Raw genomic sequence first — 16357 nt, 5'->3', positions numbered from 1 at the left:
AGAAAACTTTCCGCCCGACACACGCGCGAATGCCGTCGTCGGAACGTGCGCGAAACGTGGTAGGGGTGGCCCGCCGGGTTGCCCCAGGAGCCGGAATCGCATGATTGCCATTGGAGACCTCGCGCCGGACTTCGCCGCGACGGACTGTCACGGGCAGCCCGTGCACCTGTCCGCCCTGCGCGGGCGACGCGTCGTCCTCTTCTTCTTCCCCAAGACATTCACCATCGGCTGCACCATCGAAAACCGTGCGTTTCGAGACAACCACGAGTTGATTCGAGGGCTGGGCGCGGAGTTGGTGGGCGTCTCGGTGGACACCGTGAAGACGCAGTGCGAGTTCGCGCAGCAGGAGGACATCCACTTCGCCCTGGTGGGCGACGAGGACCGGCGCATCAGCCGCGCCTATGACGTGCTGTGGCCCGTGCTCAACGTGGACCGGCGCGTCACGTACATCCTGTCCCCCGCGGGCCTCGTGGAGCACATCATCCACCACGAGGTGCGCGTGTACCGTCACCTGGACGACGTGCTGCGCTACCTGCGCCAGCACCCGCTGCCCGCCGAGGACGAGCCCGCGCCGGCCTGAGTCCGTCAGCGCCACGCGCACGTGTACTCGCAATGCGCCGCGCCGAGCGCTCGGCACACCGGATGGGCCACGCGCACGTCGCGCCCGCCAGACAGCTCGATGGCGCGCTCGTGCCAGCCGACGACGGTGAGGCAGTCCGTGGCGGTGACGCTCTCCGCGCCGAGCGTGCGCAGCACCGCTGAGTTGGGCCCCGTCTTCTCGTACTCGCGCGAGCCCACCGCGTAATAGAACCGGTAGATGCGCGGCGCCTGGCTCAAGAGGAAGTGCGGATCCCCGGGCCGGAGGAAGACCTGGTGCGCGCCGTGGAGGTTCTCCTCGGCGGAGGCGCGGCCCATGTCCACGAAGGCCCGGGGGGTGTCCTCGGGTGACACCACCTCGGCGATGGTCGCGTCCAGGCGCAGGTTCAGCGACAGCGGGTACCACGCCGCGGGCACGAGGAGCGTGCGCAGGATGGCCTGGTCCTCCGGGGGGAGGCGGCGGAGCACCTCATCCACGCGGGCCTGTCCTCCCAGTTGGCGCAGCATGTTCAGCCGGGAGACGAGCACGCCTCCCTTGATGCGTGAGCCTGTCCCTCTGGCATCCATGCCCCCTCCTCGGGTCCAGCGAGGGTCCGCCGGAGTGTCCCCGAGCGTCCGGACAGGCGGCAATCACCCTGCCTTCCAGTCCGAGCCAACGTGCGACAGTGGCCACTCTCCGGCGCTCGGGCGGCGCGGAAATGCAGCGGAAATAACCTTTTGCCCCCATGGCGGGTTGAAGGCGGCGTGAGTGGCACACACCCAGGGCTGGCGGCAGTGGCGGGAGGACGGGTGGACCCGCCCTCCGACGAAGCCCTGTGTGAGGCCTTCCTGGCGGGGGATTCGGCCGCGTTCGGCCGGCTGGTGGAGCGGCACCGCACGCTCGTCCTCTCGCTGGTGCGCCGCTATGTGACGCGCCCGGAGGACGCCTCGGACCTGGCGCAGCAGGCGTTCCTTCGCGCGCTGGAGGCCTCGCGTCGGGTGTTCGCCCGCTTCACGCCGCTCACGTCCGCGCCGTTCCGCGCGTGGCTGGTGCGCGTGACGCTCAACCTGGCGAAGAACCACGCGCGCCAGGGACTGCGCTGGCGCCCGGTGCTGGTGGAGGCGGTGGCGGATGACGTGGCCGCGGACGGCACGGAGGGCGCGCACGAGGCGCTCGAGCGCGCCGAGCGGGCGCGGCGGGTGCGCGCGGCGGTGCTCACCCTGCCCCACCGCCAACGCGAGGTCCTGACGTTGCGAGTGGACGGGGAGCTGCCGTTCAAGGACATCGCCGAGACGCTGGGCATCACCGAGAACAATGCGAAGGTGCAGTTCCACCACGCGGTGAAGCGCCTGCGCGCGAGCGTGACGGAGCTGAACGAGGGGAGCGCGTGATGGGTGCGTGCGCGGAGTACGAGGAACGATTGAGCCTCCACGCGGCGGGAGCGCTGGAAGGCGAGGAGGCCGCGCAGGTGCGCGCGCACCTGGAGACGTGCGCCGCCTGCCGCGCCGAAGCCGCCGAGGCCGCCCAAGTGCTGGGCCTGGTCGCGCTCCCGGCGCGCAGCCCCGCCGAGGCGCGCGAGTGGGAGGCCCTGCCCGCACGGACCCAGGCCGCGTGGCGACGCGAGCGCTCACGCCGGGACGGATGGCGACGCGCGGCGGGAGGACTCATGGCCGCGGCGGCGGGCGTGGCACTGATGCTCGCCGTCACGGGCCACTCGCCGCTGGCGCCTCGGCCGGTGGTGCCCACGCCTCCGGTGGAGGCCACTTCGCCGGCGCAGCCGGTGGATACGCAGACGGTGGCGGACTTCGAGGCCTGGGCGGGCCTGGAACCGCTGACCGACGAGCTGGAGACCGACGACGGCCTGCCCTGGGACGACGAGGACGGCAGCCTGGACCTGGACATGGGAGAGACGCTGTGAGGACGACGATGAGAGGCGTGGTGCTGGCGGCGACGGTGCTGCTGCCGACGATGGTCTGGGCCCAGGCGCCGATGGCGACCCCACGCGAGGAGCGGCGTGAAGAACGCCGCGCGGAGCGACTGGAGCGCTCCGAGCAGCGCAGCCGGCTGCGTCGCGTGCTGGAGCTGACGGACGCGCTGGAGTTGGACAACGCCCAAGCGCTGAAGGTGGAGGACACGCTGCGACGCTTCGATGAGAAGCGCCGGCCCTTGCGCGAGCAGGTGCGCGAGGCCGCGCGCACGCTCATCCTCGCGGCCCAGGGCGACAACGCAGCGCTGGCTCAGGCCGACGCCGCGGCCCAGCGAGCCTTCGAGGCGCGCGCGCAGATTCTCGCGATGGACCGCGACCTGTACGCGGCGCTGGCCAAGGAGCTGCCCGCCCAGAAGCGAGCGCGGCTGGCGCTGGCACTCGCGCGCGCGGGCAACGGCCGAGACATGAAGCTCCCGTGGAAGGCGGAGCGCGGGGGGGACGACTGAGCGCGCCGTCCCCCCCGCCCCGTGACTCAGTGGTGGTAGCCCGAGCCCTCGGCCGCGGACAGCGACTTGGCCACCGGGTGCTTGCGGAGGAACTCCAGGCTGGTCCGGATGTCGTTCATCAGCATGCTCGCCAGGTCCATGCTGACGCCGTGGCGCACGAGGATGCGCTGCACGACAATGTCCTGGCAGTCCTTGGGCAGTGAGTACGCGGGCACCTGCCAGCCGCGCTCACGCAGCCGGTCCGCCAGGTCGAACAAGGTGTAGCCCGGCTTGGCGCCATCCTTCAGCTTCCAGCACACGCCCGGGATGCCGCCCTTGCCGTCGTAGACGATCTCGAACGGACCGGCCTTGGCGATCTCCCGCGCGAGGTACTGGCCCACGTCCGCGCACGACTGCTGCACCTTGCGGTAGCCCTCACGGCCCAGGCGCAGGAAGTTGTAGTACTGGATGACGATCTGCCCGCCGGGCCGCGAGAAGTTGAGCGCGAAGGTCGGCATGTTCCCGCCCAGGTAGTTCACCCAGAAGATGAGTTCCTGCGGCAGGTCCACGCGGTCGCGCCAGACGACCCACCCGCATCCCAGCGGCGTCAGGCCGAACTTGTGGCCCGACGTGTTGATGGACTTCACGCGCGGGAGCTGAAAGTCCCAGACGACATCCTTGTGGATGAAGGGCGCGAGGAAGCCGCCGCTGGCCGCATCCACGTGGATGGGGATGTCCAGGCCCGTGCGCTTCTGGAGATCATCGAGCGCCTGGCTGATGGCCTCGACAGGCTCGTACTGGAGCGTGAAGGTCAACCCGAGCGTGGGCACCACACCGATGGTGTTCTCGTCGCAGCGCTTCAGCACCTCCTCGGGCGACAGCATCATCCGGCCGTGCGCCATGGGCACCTCGCGCAGCTCCACGTCGAAGTAGCGCGCGAACTTGTGCCAGCAGATCTGCACCGGGCCGCAGATGAGGTTGGGCTTGTCGGTGGGCTTGCCCTCCGCCTCGCGGCGCTTGCGCCAACGCCACTTCATCGCGAGGCCGCCCAGCATCGCCGCCTCGCTGGAGCCCGTGGTGGAGCAGCCCATCGCGTTCGCGGCCTCCGGCGAGTGCCACAAGTCGGCGAGCATGTTCACGCAGCGCGTTTCAATCTCCGCGGTCTGCGGGTACTCGTCCTTGTCGATCATGTTCTTGTCGAGGCACTCGTCCATGAGCTTGTGGACTTCCGGCTCGCTCCACGTCTGGCAGAACGTGGCCAGATTCTGACGGGAGTTGCCGTCCAGCATCAGCTCGTCGTGCACGACGGCGTAGGCATGCGCGGCGCTGTGCTCATCGTCCGGCATGCGGTACTTGGGCATCGCGACGGACAGGTCCGTGGACGCATAGACGTCATCGAACTCCGCGTGCTCCGCTTCGTCCTTGCTGTGCAGGGCCATGGCTCACCTCGTCGTCATCGGGAATCGCGCCCCAGGGGGCGGCATGCTTCATGGTTGGGCTCGCGTCAGGCACCGACAAGCGACCCGCCTCACGAAGAGGCCCCGCGTGCCCTGCCCGCCCCTCCCACCAGTGCGACCGCCAGGAGCCAGGCACGCGAGCGGACCTCCGCTCCAGCGTCCGGGGATGGACAGGCGAGCCACTCAGCCCTGGTGTCGCCCCGCCTGACGCCACGCGCGCACGAGCACGAGCCCCACCACGAAGCCACCGGCGAGGCCCAGCCCCACGAGCGCGAACAGCCACAAGAAGACGCGATCCACCAACCGCGTGGCGCTCGCGAACGACTGCTCCACCCACCCGCGTCCCACTCCGTCGAGTTGCTCCAGCGTCGCCACGCGCTCGCTGTGCAGCCCCACCATGATGGCGACGCGCTCACCGCTCAGGTCCGCGAGCACCGCTTGCCGCTCCCCGGTGAGGAACTCCTGGAGCGCCACGCGCTCGCGGTCGACCGCCGCCGTCACGGCGACGCGCTCGCGATCCACCAGGGCGGGCAGGTCCGCCATCCGCTCCCCCATGCTGGCGAGGATGTCCACCGTGCGCGACAGCTCGGAGACGGAGGTGCGCAGCGCGGGCGACTCCAGCGCGTCCACCGCCACCAACTCCGCCTGCCATCGCGCCTGACGCGGCAGGCTCGCGGCGTAGAGGTCCACGCGCGCGGTGAGCTCTTGCGTGTCCTCGACGAGCCCGGCCGCGCTCTGGAGTAGGCCTCCGCCGGAGACGTCCGCGACGGCGGCGAGCAGCGACGCGGTGGACTCGCGCGTGACGAGCGGCCCCGTGAGCGGATGTGCCTGGGCCCACGCGTGCACATGCGCGCGCGCGGGCGAGACATCCGAACGGCCGGTGACCTCCCGCCACTGGGCCTCGACCTGCGCCTCCATGTCCTTCAGCGAGCGCGTGGCCTGGGCGAGGAGTTCAGGCGGGGCGCGATCCGCCCACGCAGGCAGCGCGTCCTCCAACTGCGCGAGCAAGGCCCAGGCATCCACCAAGGCCGCCACGGGATCCGCATGGAACAGCGCGCCCTGCATGGCGGGCACCGCGTTCGCCTTGAACGTGAGCATCGCCCGCGCCACCTCGGGTGAGTCCGAGCGTTCGGCGAGGCCATCCGCCATCGCCTCGATGAGCCCGGAGAAGCGGCGCGCCAGGTCTCGCACCCGCGTGCGCAGCACGCCCACGGACAGGTCCGAGCGCCCCACCCGCTCGGCCAGCTCGGAACGAGGAGGCTGCACGGACGCGCACGCCGCCAGCCCCAGCGCGAGCACCACACCGAGCACGAGGCGCGGGCTCCGGATATGAGTCGCCATGGGCGGGCGCAAGCTGCGCATCGGGCCAGGGCCCGCCGAGCATCCCCGTGGGCGCAGGCAGACGCCTGCCAGTGAACGAAGCCAGGGGCTCGGCCCGTTCGCGCGACGCCCCGCCTCCCCGTCCGGCACTCCCCCGAGGGCGGTGGGCGACCTCGCGGGCGGCCCCCATCCTTCCCGGCGCAAGGGCGGCGAGCGCCCTGCGTGCCTCATCGAGCCCGCGGGAGCGGGTCCGTCACGTCAAACCAAGGAGCATCCCATGCGACTCACGCGCCTGCTGCCTCTCGGTCTCTTGGCGCTCGCGGCACCTGCCCTGGCGGCCTCTCCCTCCGAGGGCTCCACCGCGGCGTCCTCCACCTCGGGCTTCACGGAGGAGGACCTGTACCCGACGCAGCGATTCATGTTCAACGTGGGCGGCGGCGTGTCCTTCCCGCTCGCGGACTCCGCGGACCACTTCCAGGTGGGCGGCGGCTTCCAGCTCGGCGCGGGCTTCAAGTTCCTGCCGCGCCTGGGCGTGGAGGTCGAATACGTCTACACGTCCTACGGCTTGAAGAACGACGTGCTCAACACCACGGGCCTCGACGGCGACCACACCATGCAATACGGCGCGCTCGACGCGGTGGTGGACGTGATGCATGCGCGGCCCGTGGGCGTGTATGCCATTGGCGGCCCGGGCATCTACTACCGCCAGGTGCAGCTCAACCGGGTGGACGGCGTGGGGCTCGTCCCGTTCTGCGACCCCTGGCTCCTGGTGTGCTCAGCCGAGCCCGTGGCCGTCACGCAAGTGGTCGGCTCGCGCAGCTCCACGGACTTCGGGCTCAATGGCGGCGTGGGCGTCACGCTGCGCATCTACGGGCCGCTGCGTTTGTACGTGGAGGGCCGCTACCACTACATCTTCGGACCGAAATTCACCGCGCAGGACGGCTCGACGAAGCGCGCGAACGGTGAGTACATCCCCATCATGTTCGGCCTTCGCTACTAGCGACATGCCTGACGCCGCCGCGTCCCAGGGGCGCGGCGGCGAGTCAGGCCTTGCAGCGCGACCTCGAGCGCTACTTGGCGGCGAGCGCGCTGTCGAGCGCGGCCTTCAGCTCGGCGCTGTCCGGCGTGATGGCGCTGGGGAAGGCCGCCTTCACCTTGCCGTCCTTGCCCACCACGTACTTGTGGAAGTTCCACTTGGGCGCGCCGTGGTCGCGGGCGAGGAACTCGTAGACGGGGGACTGGCCGTCGCCCTTCGTCTTCACCTTCTCGAACATGGGGAAGGTGACCTTGAAGCGCAGCTCGCAGAACTTGGCGATCTGCTCGGACGAGCCCGGCTCCTGGCCTCCGAAGTCATTGGACGGGAAGCCGAGGATGACGACGCCCTTGTCCTTGTAGCTCTCGTAGAGCTTCTCCAGGCCCGCGTACTGCGGCGTGTAGCCGCACTCGGACGCGGTGTTGACGACGAGGACGACCTTGCCCTGGTACGAGGAGAGCTTCTCGGGCGTGCCGTTCAGTCGATTGGCGGACAGTTCGTGGAAGGACATGACTTTCTTCTCGGGGGCACCCGCGGAGGCGGCCGTGGACAGCGCGGCCACCGCGGCGACAGTGATGAGGAAGGGAGTCTTCATGGCGGCCCAGGATGCCGCATGCGCCGCCACATTTCACCGACCATCCGAGCGCGCGCGCGGCGACTCCGCGGAGAAGAGCGTCTTGAGCACCCGCCCCGTCGGTGTCTTGAGCTTCCCCACCTCGCGCGGCGTCCCCGTGGCGACGATGCGCCCCCCGGCCTCGCCGCCTTCCGGCCCCAGCTCGACGACGTGGTCCGCCGCGGCGATGACGGAGGGGTGGTGCTCGATGACGACGAGCGTGTCGCCGCGGTCCACCAGCCGGCCCATGAAGGTGATGAGCTTCTCCACGTCGCCCACATGCAGGCCCGTGGTGGGCTCATCCAACACATACAACGTGGGCTCGTGGCGAGAGCTCGCGGTCAGCTCGGCGGCCAGCTTCAAGCGCTGCGCCTCACCGCCGGAGAGCGTGTTGGAGCCCTGCCCCAACTGCAGATACCCCACGCCCAGGTCAGACAGACACGCCAGCGGCGCGGCCACCTTCGGGATGGCATGGAAGACATCCTTGGCCTCATCCGCGGACAGCCGCAGCACGTCGCCCACGGAGAGGCCGTGGTAGCGAACCTCCAACGTGGCCGCGTCGAAGCGCGCACCGCCGCAGGCCTCGCACGGCGTGACGACGTCCGGCAGGAAGGACATCTCATGGGAGATGGCGCCCTGCCCCTCGCACACCGGGCACCGTCCGCCGCTCGCGGTGTTGAAGGAGAAGCGCGCGGCGGTGAAGCCACGAATCTTCGCTTCGGGCGTGGCGGCGAAGGCGCGACGAAGCTCGTCCCAGAGGCCCAGGAACGTGGCCGGCACCGAGCGCGGCGTGCGACCGATGGGTGACTGATCCACCGACAACACCCGCTTCACCGCCTCGGCACCGCGCAGGGCATCGAACGCACCGGGCTTGCCGGTGACGAGCCCCAGCTTCTCGCGCAGCGCCGGATACAGCACCTGGCGGATCAACGTGCTCTTGCCGGAGCCCGACACACCCGAGACGACGTTGAGCCGACCCACGGGCAACCGCAGGTCCACGCGCTGAAGGTTGTTGGCGCGCGCACCGGTGAGCTCCAGCCACTGCGTGGGCTCGCCGCGTCCAGAGGGCGGACGCACGCGCGCGGCCCGCAGCGCCAGAGCGGTCGGCGAGCCACTCTCGAGCACATCCTCCGGTGCACCCTCCGCCAGGATGTGGCCACCGCCTCGCCCCCCGGTGGGCCCCAGGTCGAGCAGGTGATCCGCGGCGCGGATGGTGTCCGCGTCGTGCTCCACCACCAGCACCGTGGAGCCGGTGTCCACCAACGCACGCAGGTTCGCGAGGAGGAGATGCGTGTCGCGCGGATGCAAGCCGATGGTGGGCTCGTCCAGCACATACATGGCGCCAGTGAGACCGGCGCCGAGCTGCGCGGACAAGCGCAGCCGCTGCATCTCTCCACCGGAGAGCGTGGACGCGTTGCGATCCAACGACAGGTAGCCCAGGCCCACGCGCTCCAGGAACTCCAAGCGACGCAGCAGCTCCAGTCGAGACGGCTCACCAATCAGGGCGCGGTCGCCCTTGAACTTCCACGCACGCACGCGCGGGAGCATCGCGGCGACGGAGGCCTGGACCACCTCGTGGTAGCGCGCGCCCTCCAACCGCACGCCACGCGGCACGGGGGCCAACCGGCTGCCTCCGCAATCGCGGCACGGCGCCACCTCGCCTTCGGCCACCGCCGTGGGGCCACCCTGGACGCCCGTGCCTTCGCACGCCTCACAGCGCCCCTGCTTGGTGTTGAAGGAGAACCAGCGTGGATCCAACTCCGGCACCGCCGTGCCGCAGCGCGGACACGTGCGCTCGCTGGACAGGAGCGTCTCACCCTGGGCGTTGCGCACCTTGAGGGCACTCTGCCCCCACACGAGCGTCTGCTCGAACCGCTCGCGCGGCAGCTTCGAGAGCCGGCCCTCATACATGACCAGGTCGATGTCGTGCTCGCGCGTCTTGGCCAGTCGCGGCGGATCATCCGTGGACGCGAGCTGCCCATCCACGATGGCCGTGGTGATGCCCGCCCGCGCGGCGGCGGTGAAGACATCCAGGTAGGTCCCCTTGCGCGAGCGCACCGCCGGAGCGAGCACCGTGCCGTCGCCCTTCATCGCCAACACCTGGGCATACAGCGCCTCGGGCGTGGTGGCGCCGATGGGCGTGTCATCCACTGGACAGTGCGGCGCGCCCAGCTTGGCGAAGAGCAGGCGCAGGTAGTGCGCGACCTCGGTGACGGTGGCCACGGTGCTCGTGCCGCCCGCGCGCGAGGTGCGCTGCTCCAGCGCCACGGTGGGCGGGATGCTGCTGATCCGCTCGACGTCCGGGCGCGGCAGCGTGGGGAGGAACTGGCGCGCGTAGGGCGTGAGCGTCTCCAGGAAGCGCCGCTGTCCCTCGGCGAACACCACGTCGAACGCGAGCGAACTCTTGCCCGAGCCGCTCGGCCCCGTGACGACGGTCATCTTCCCCAGGGGGATCCGGCACGAGACATCCTTGAGGTTGTGCTCGCGCGCATGCTCCACCTCGATGGCCGCGACCTCCGTGCCCGGACGCCGAGCCTTCGCGCCGCGCGGAGTGGGACGTCCCTCATCCCGAAGCGCGGCGGCGGTGGCACTGCCCCGCGCCTTGGCGACCTCCGCGGGGGTGCCCTCGGCCACGAGCCGTCCGCCGTCGCGTCCGCCTCCCGGCCCCAGGTCGATGATCCAATCCGAGCCGCGCATCACCGCGACGTCATGGTCCACCACGATGACGCTGCCGCCCTTGTCCACCAGCGCGTGGAGCGCGGCGAGCACGTGGCGCACGTCCTCGGCATGCAGGCCCGCGCTCGGCTCATCGATGAGGAACAGCGTTCCTTGCGCGGGACTCGCGAGCGCGCGCGCCAGCTTCAGCCGCTGCGCCTCACCACCGGACAGGGTGGACAGCGGCTGGCCCAGCGGCAGATAGCCCAGGCCCAGGCGCTGCGCGGGCCCCAGCGTGCGCTGCAGCGCCGAGTCGTCACCGAAGTGCCTCAGCACCTCGTCCACCGTCATCTCCAGCACCTGCGCGACGCTGAAGCCCTGGTGGCGAACGGCGAGCACCTCTTCCTTGAAGCGCCGGCCCCGGCACGTCGCGCACAGCAGGGCGACGTCCGCGAGGAACTGCATCTCCACCGTCTCGTAGCCCTCGCCCGCGCACGCCTCGCAGCGGCCCTTGTCCACGTTGAAGGAGAAGTGCGCCGCCGTGAGACCTCGCACCTCGGCCTCGGGCTCGGAGGCGAAGCGCTCGCGCAGCCGGTCCCAGGCCTTGGTGTACGTGGCCGCGTTGCCGCGCGACGTGCGCCCCAGCGGAGACTGATCCACGAAGGTGATGGCCTTCACCGCCTCGGCGCCTTCCACGGCAGCCACCGCGCCCGCGGCCTCCACGTCCTTCTCGCCCAGCCGGCGCGCCAGGTGCCGATAGACAATCTCGTCCATCAGCGTGCTCTTGCCCGAGCCGCTCGGCCCGGTGATGGCGCACAGCACGCCCAGCGGCACGCGCACGGACACGTCCTTCAGGTTGTGCTCGCGCGCGCCCTTCACCACCAGCTCGCCCTTGCGCTCGCGGGGCGTGCGCGGCGTCACGCTCGACTCCGCGAGCATCCGTCCGGTGGGCAGGTCCTTCTTCTTCGCCAGCGCCTCCGGAGGGCCGTCGAAACACAGACGTCCGCCCTGCCGGCCCGCGCCCGGCCCCAGCTCCAACACCCGGTGCGCGGAGCGGATGACCCACGGGTCATGCTCGAGGACGAGCGCGATGTTGCCTCGGTCCGCCAGCTCCGTGATGGCCTCGGTGAGCGGCGGCACATCTCCGGGGTGCAGGCCCACGGTGGGCTCATCCAGCACGAAGAGCGCGCCGGTGAGCGAGGTGCCCAGCGCCGCCGTCAGCGACACGCGCTGCGCCTCGCCACCGGACAGCGTGCGCGCGGGCCGGTCCAACGTGAGGTAGCCCAGGCCCACGCGCTGCAAGTAGCGAAGACGCCCAGACAGCTCGCGTCGCGCCAGCTCGCCTTGCCCCGTGGTGGTGCGCAGCGCCTCCAGCCGCGCCAGCGCCTCGGCCAGCTCCAATCCATGCCACGCCGGGAGATCAATCCCACCCACGCGCCAGGCACGCGCCTGCGCGTTGAGACGCCCGCCGTGGCAGCTCTCGCACAACGTATAGGCCCGGTAGCGCGCCAGCAGCACGCGCACGTGCATCTTGTACGTGCGGCTCTCCATCCAGCGGAACCACGCGCGCACGCCGGGGTAGGCCTTGCCATCGCGGTAGTCGCCCTCGCCCTCCAACACCAACTCGCGCTGCGCGGCCGTCAGCTCGCCCCAGGGCTTGTCCCAGGGGATGTGGCGCGCGTGGCACCAGCGCTGGAGCATGGTCCGCTCCCACTCGCTGGAGGCGCCGGTCCACGGGCGGATGGCCCCCTGAGACAGGCTCAGCGCGGGGTTGGGAATCACCTTGGCCCAGTCGATGCCGATGATGCGACCGAATCCCTTGCAAGGCGCGCACGCCCCCACCGGGCTCTGGTAGCTGAAGAGACCGGGGCGCGCGGGCTCGAACTCGCGAGCACAGCGCGGACACACCAGGCCCCGCCGCAGCCGTCGTGGGGGCACCTCTGGAACGAGGAGCCACGCATCGCCGTCAGCGCGAGCCCACGCATCCTCCAGCGCCTGGGTGACGCGTGAGAGGTTGCCGCTCGACAGCTTCACGCGGTCCACCACCACCTGCGCCACGCCCGTCGCGTCCGTCGCCTCGGCCGGACGCAGCGACTCCAGCTCGCGCACCTCGCCTTGCACCACGAGCCGGTGATAGCCGTCCTTGAGCAGTCGGGTGCGCGCGTCGAGGAACGCCGCGGTGTCGGGGATGCGCAGCGGGAAGGTGAGCACCGCCTGCACATCCGGATGCGCGGTCAGCGCGGCGGTGGCGGCCACGCGGGCATCGGTGCGCACGGCCACCTCGCCGCAGTCCGGACACACGGGCATGGCCTCGCGCGTGAACAGGGCGGACAGGTACGGCTCCACGTCCGCGAGCGTGGCCACCGTGGAGCGCGAACTCTTCACCGGCGCGCGGCGATCCACCGCGACGCCCGCCGCCACCGGCTCCAGCGCGTCCATGGGCGGCCGCTCCAGGCGCTCCAGGAACTGCCGCGCGTAGGGGCTGAAGCTCTCCACGAACCGCCGCTGCCCCTCCGCATAGAGGGTGTCCAGCGCGAGGCTCGACTTGCCGGCTCCCGAGACGCCGGTGATGCAGACGAACTCGCCCTCGGCGAGGTCCACCGAGAGCCCCTGGAGGTTGTGGGTGCGAGCGCCGACGAGGTGGGTCTTGTGCATTCGGGGCGGACGTTTAACGAGCCGACACTTCCGAGCCAAGGGCAAGTGTCATGGCAAGCACTCGAGGGCCCGCGGCCCCCGCTGATGGAGCAGGCAACTCCGGGCCCTGCTACAAACCCTTCGGGCTCCGGCTGCCGAGCCCTTCTCGCCGTCCTGTCACGGGAGGCCCCCATGCCCGAGGCCGCGTCCAAGACCCTGGCTCGGGAGGTGCTCCTGCGCGCGAGCGCCTCCGTGGTGCTGTTGGATGTGGATGGGCATCCCGCCACCGGCTTCGTCGCATCGCAGTCCGGGCACCTCATCACCAGCCTGCACGCGGTGGCCGGCGCGCGCGTCATCATGGCCTGCCTTCCAGATGGTGCGCGCGACGAGGTCCCGCGGATCATCGCGGTGGATGAGCGCCGGGACCTCGCCGTGCTCCGCCTGCCCACGGCCCTGCGGGTGCCCGCGCTCGCGCTGGGCCAGGGCCCGCTGCCCGCCGAGGGGGACCCGCTCGTCATCCTGTGCGCGGTGGCCGGGGCGCCCCCCGAGGCCCGCACGCTCGAGGTCCGCGCCGTCCAGGTCCTCGGTGACTGGCTCACGCTCCTGGAATTGACCCACACCCTCCCCGAGGAGACCTCGGGAGGCCCTGTCCTGGACGCCCGCGGCGACGTGGTGGGCGTGGCCACCGCGGCGGTGGCGAACGGGCGCGCGCTGGGGTTGGTGATTCCCGCGCGCTATGCCTCGCCCCTCCTGCTCGGCGAGGACAGCCTGCCCCTGTCCGCCTTGGAGACCTCGCGCAAGCGCGTGCGCCGGGTCCGCCAGGTGCCCCACCACCCCGTGGGCCTGCTGTCTGGCTGCCCGCCCGACGCCGTGGAGGCCGTCGCCACCACCCTGGGGCAGACCATCAACATGGGCGCGCCCGCGTACAACCGCGGCGACGTGGACGGCTGCTACCGCCTCTATTGCGGCACCGCCGAGCAGCTCATCGACGAGCGCCAGGACTGCCCGGGCGTCCAGGGCGCCCTGCGCGAAGGACTCCGCCGCTGCGAGGTGCTCACCGAGGCCGATGATCGCGCCTGGGCGCTGCGCGACACCTTCGATGGCCTGCTGGACGTCATTGGACGGTGGATCCAGCACCGCACGCCGCCCGCCGCCACCGCCCCCACGGCGCGCCGCCCGCCCAAGACGTACCTCAACTAGCGACCCGGGCTGATCCACCGCGGGCCCGATTTATCGCGGGATTTCTGCGAAATTCGCCCGGACGCGCCGTGCTTTCCGACCATCGCGCGGGTGAAAAACCCTGTCTCACGCCGGGCTGATACATGTTTCAGCCCCCGCGTCAGGGCCTCAATTCACCCTTAAATCAAGAATAAGCCGCAAACACACAACAGCTTCACTGGAATCGCACGGCTCCCCTGATTCTTTTGTCAATCCGGTGGAAACTCGCGGACCGCTGTCCCGATAACTCTACATTCACCCTGCCGTCGCGAGCGCCCCACCATGTCCATCCGCCGAACCGACAGCCCGAAGTCGCCCACCCTCCGCCCCACCACCGCCGCTGACGCCAAGGCCACCAACACCGCGAAGCCCGCGGCGAAGCCGATGGTGACCAAGGATGGGTTCAGCGCTTCCACGCGCCCGTCGGAGCTGGCGCGCGCCGAGCAGACCCTGACGCCGCTGGCCGCGCAGCCCAAGGTGGGCCGGCTCGCCCTGGACAGCAAGGAGGCCCAGTCGGCCATCCAGACCTCGCTGGCCTACCTGACCCCGCCGCAGACCGCGCAGACGCTGATGGCCAACCGCTCCGGCGCCACGCTGTCCCCCAAGAGCGTGGACCGCGACGAGCTGGGCATGACCCACGTCCGCCTGGACCGCATGCACGAGGGCGTGAAGGTCTTCGGCGAGCAGCTGATCTCCCACCTGGACAAGGACGGCAAGGTCTCCAGCGTCACCGGCAACCAGAACCCCATCCCCGCCGGCCTGGGCAGCCAGAAGCCCGCGCTGTCGCCGCAGCAGGCCATCGAGGTCGCTCGCAAGGACTTCGGCGCCAAGCCGGACAAGCAGCCGGCCGCCGAGCGCGTGATCTACCAGGACAAGGCCGGTGAGTATCACTCCGCCTACCGCGTGGAGATCACCCAGGTCGAGGGTCAGAAGGACCCCCGCAAGATGAACTACCTGGTGGACGCGAACACCGGGAAGGTCTTCGAGAGCTTCAACCAGATCGACGGCTTCTCGCGCTCGGCCAAGGCGAAGGCGGCCGGCGCCACGGACCCGTCCACCACGCCGGTGCAGGTGACGGGCTCGGCGGCCCCCAAGGCGGCCATCCCGGACATGGGCAAGGTCTCCTCCAAGGTGACCCTGACGGACGACGTCGCCATCGACAAGCTCAAGCTGTCGCTGGACATCGACCACACCTACCGCGGCGACCTGAACATCACGCTGACCAGCCCCTCGGGCAAGACGGCCACGGTGCTCAGCCGCTCGGGTGGCAGCGCGGACAACGTGAAGCAGGACTTCGACCTGTCCGCCTTCACGGGTGAGAAGACCAAGGGCGAGTGGACGCTGACGGTCGAGGACAAGGCCAAGCGCGACACGGGCACGCTCAACAAGTGGAGCCTGACGGCCACGGGCAAGAAGCCCACCACCCCGACGGACCCGGGCACGCCGGGCGGCACGGGCAAGGCCGACGACACCACGATGTACAGCGGCAAGGTCGACCTGGGCACCACCAAGAACGCGGACGGCACCTACAGCCTCGACGACTCGACCCGCGGCAAGGGCATCTCGACGTACGACGCCGGCAACAAGGAGCGCGCGTCCGGCCAGACGAAGTTCGTCGACGGCAACAACGTCTGGGGCGAGACCACGGACCCGACGCGCGCCAAGGCCGCTGTCGACGCCCACTACGGCGCCGAGATGACGTACGACTTCTACAAGAACATCCTCGGCCGCGACTCGATCGACGGCGCGGGTGAGAAGCTGAACTCGTACGTCCACGTGAGCAACAACTACGTGAACGCGTACTGGGACGGCGAGAAGATGAGCTACGGCGACGGCGACGGCAAGGATGCCGGCCCGCTCACCACGCTCGACATCGCGGGCCATGAGATCACCCACGGCCTGACCGAGCGCACCGCCGGCCTGGTGTACAGCGGCGAGTCCGGTGGCCTGAACGAGGCCATGAGCGACATCATGGGCACGGGCGTGGAGTGGTACGCCGCGCAGAAGAACCCGGGCGTGAAGGCCAACTGGACGGTGGGCGAGGCTGCCTGGACGCCGAACAACGGCGACCCGAACGACGGCCTGCGCTACATGAACGACCCGACCAAGGACGGGTACTCGATCGACAACTACAAGAACTACCCGAAGCAGACGGAGGTGCACGGCTCCAGCGGTATCGCCAACAACGCCTTCTACCTGCTCGTCGAGGGCGGCAAGAACCGCACGTCCGGCCTGGAAGTGAAGGACGGCATCGGCATGGAGAAGGGCCTCAAGGTCTTCGGCCGCGCGCTGACCACGTACATGACCCCGAAGACGACGTTCGCCCAGGCCCGCGAGGCCACGGTGAAGGCGGCCACGGACCTGTACGGCGCGAACTCCACCGAGGTCCAGAAGGTGAAGGACGCCTGGACCGCGGTCGGCGTGAACTAGTCTTCCTG

At 70.5% G+C, this 16357-nt stretch carries 12 protein-coding genes; 7 read left to right on the top strand and 5 right to left on the bottom strand.

The features are described 5' to 3' along the window. Positions 1-100 precede the first annotated feature (100 nt). Positions 101-580, top strand: coding sequence for a peroxiredoxin (locus JGU66_20055; protein ID MBJ6763067.1), 480 nt, complete (start codon positions 101-103; stop codon positions 578-580). 5 nt (positions 581-585) lie between these two features. On the opposite strand, the gene JGU66_20050 is transcribed toward JGU66_20055, so the two are convergent. Beyond that, positions 586-1164 (bottom strand): TIGR02265 family protein, encoded by a 579-nt coding sequence (locus tag JGU66_20050; GenBank protein MBJ6763066.1) that lies wholly within the window; start codon positions 1162-1164, stop codon positions 586-588. 222 nt (positions 1165-1386) lie between these two features. Between JGU66_20050 and JGU66_20045 the strand changes: the two genes are divergently transcribed. Genes JGU66_20045 through JGU66_20035 form a run of 3 tightly spaced genes read left to right on the top strand, consistent with a single transcriptional unit; the run spans position 1387 to position 3010 of the window. Beyond that, positions 1387-1968 (top strand): sigma-70 family RNA polymerase sigma factor, encoded by a 582-nt coding sequence (locus JGU66_20045; protein ID MBJ6763065.1) that lies wholly within the window; start codon positions 1387-1389, stop codon positions 1966-1968. Further along, a complete protein-coding gene (locus tag JGU66_20040; GenBank protein MBJ6763064.1) occupies positions 1968-2495 on the top strand; it encodes a zf-HC2 domain-containing protein in 528 nt (175 codons plus the stop codon). The genes JGU66_20045 and JGU66_20040 overlap by 1 nt, the downstream gene beginning before the upstream one ends. Positions 2496-2503: 8 nt before the next feature. Continuing rightward, entirely contained in the window at positions 2504-3010 is a 507-nt protein-coding gene (locus tag JGU66_20035; GenBank protein MBJ6763063.1) for a hypothetical protein, read from the top strand. A gap of 26 nt (positions 3011-3036) precedes the next feature. Here the strand turns inward: JGU66_20035 and JGU66_20030 are convergent, their stop codons facing one another. Then, complete coding sequence (locus tag JGU66_20030; protein MBJ6763062.1) at positions 3037-4428, bottom strand: glutamate decarboxylase; 1392 nt, start codon at positions 4426-4428, stop codon at positions 3037-3039. Between the two features lie 201 nt (positions 4429-4629). Further along, positions 4630-5787, bottom strand: coding sequence for a chemotaxis protein (locus JGU66_20025; GenBank protein MBJ6763061.1), 1158 nt, complete (start codon positions 5785-5787; stop codon positions 4630-4632). Positions 5788-6043: 256 nt separating this feature from the next. On the opposite strand from JGU66_20025, the gene JGU66_20020 reads away from it, so the two are divergent. Continuing rightward, entirely contained in the window at positions 6044-6766 is a 723-nt protein-coding gene (locus JGU66_20020) for an outer membrane beta-barrel protein (GenBank protein MBJ6763060.1), read from the top strand. A 70-nt stretch (positions 6767-6836) separates the two neighbouring features. On the opposite strand, the gene JGU66_20015 is transcribed toward JGU66_20020, so the two are convergent. Further along, complete coding sequence (locus JGU66_20015; GenBank protein ID MBJ6763059.1) at positions 6837-7394, bottom strand: redoxin domain-containing protein; 558 nt, start codon at positions 7392-7394, stop codon at positions 6837-6839. Positions 7395-7427: 33 nt separating this feature from the next. After that, entirely contained in the window at positions 7428-12722 is a 5295-nt protein-coding gene (gene uvrA / locus JGU66_20010) for an excinuclease ABC subunit UvrA (GenBank protein MBJ6763058.1), read from the bottom strand. 171 nt (positions 12723-12893) lie between these two features. Between uvrA and JGU66_20005 the strand changes: the two genes are divergently transcribed. Together JGU66_20005 and JGU66_20000 are read left to right on the top strand one after the other, a co-directional pair. Next, positions 12894-13901 carry a trypsin-like peptidase domain-containing protein gene (locus JGU66_20005; protein MBJ6763057.1) on the top strand — a complete coding sequence of 336 codons (1008 nt, stop codon included), beginning with the start codon at positions 12894-12896 and terminating at the stop codon, positions 13899-13901. Between the two features lie 300 nt (positions 13902-14201). Continuing rightward, positions 14202-16349 (top strand): M4 family metallopeptidase, encoded by a 2148-nt coding sequence (locus JGU66_20000; protein MBJ6763056.1) that lies wholly within the window; start codon positions 14202-14204, stop codon positions 16347-16349. The last annotated feature ends 8 nt before the right edge of the window (positions 16350-16357 follow it).

Source organism: Myxococcaceae bacterium JPH2 (assembly GCA_016458225.1).
GTDB lineage: Bacteria > Myxococcota > Myxococcia > Myxococcales > Myxococcaceae > Citreicoccus.
The sequence above is the reverse complement of the archived record's forward strand: the minus strand, read 5'-3'. Positions and strand labels throughout refer to the sequence as shown.

Coding starts and splice junctions, on each gene's coding strand:
- JGU66_20055 (MBJ6763067.1), top strand. CDS start 101: ATGATTGCCATTGGAGACCTCGCGCCGGACTTCGCCGCGACGGACTGT.
- JGU66_20050 (MBJ6763066.1), bottom strand. CDS start 1,164: ATGGATGCCAGAGGGACAGGCTCACGCATCAAGGGAGGCGTGCTCGTC.
- JGU66_20040 (MBJ6763064.1), top strand. CDS start 1,968: ATGGGTGCGTGCGCGGAGTACGAGGAACGATTGAGCCTCCACGCGGCG.
- JGU66_20035 (MBJ6763063.1), top strand. CDS start 2,504: ATGAGAGGCGTGGTGCTGGCGGCGACGGTGCTGCTGCCGACGATGGTC.
- JGU66_20030 (MBJ6763062.1), bottom strand. CDS start 4,428: ATGGCCCTGCACAGCAAGGACGAAGCGGAGCACGCGGAGTTCGATGAC.
- JGU66_20025 (MBJ6763061.1), bottom strand. CDS start 5,787: ATGGCGACTCATATCCGGAGCCCGCGCCTCGTGCTCGGTGTGGTGCTC.
- JGU66_20020 (MBJ6763060.1), top strand. CDS start 6,044: ATGCGACTCACGCGCCTGCTGCCTCTCGGTCTCTTGGCGCTCGCGGCA.
- JGU66_20015 (MBJ6763059.1), bottom strand. CDS start 7,394: ATGAAGACTCCCTTCCTCATCACTGTCGCCGCGGTGGCCGCGCTGTCC.
- uvrA (MBJ6763058.1), bottom strand. CDS start 12,722: ATGCACAAGACCCACCTCGTCGGCGCTCGCACCCACAACCTCCAGGGG.
- JGU66_20005 (MBJ6763057.1), top strand. CDS start 12,894: ATGCCCGAGGCCGCGTCCAAGACCCTGGCTCGGGAGGTGCTCCTGCGC.
- JGU66_20000 (MBJ6763056.1), top strand. CDS start 14,202: ATGTCCATCCGCCGAACCGACAGCCCGAAGTCGCCCACCCTCCGCCCC.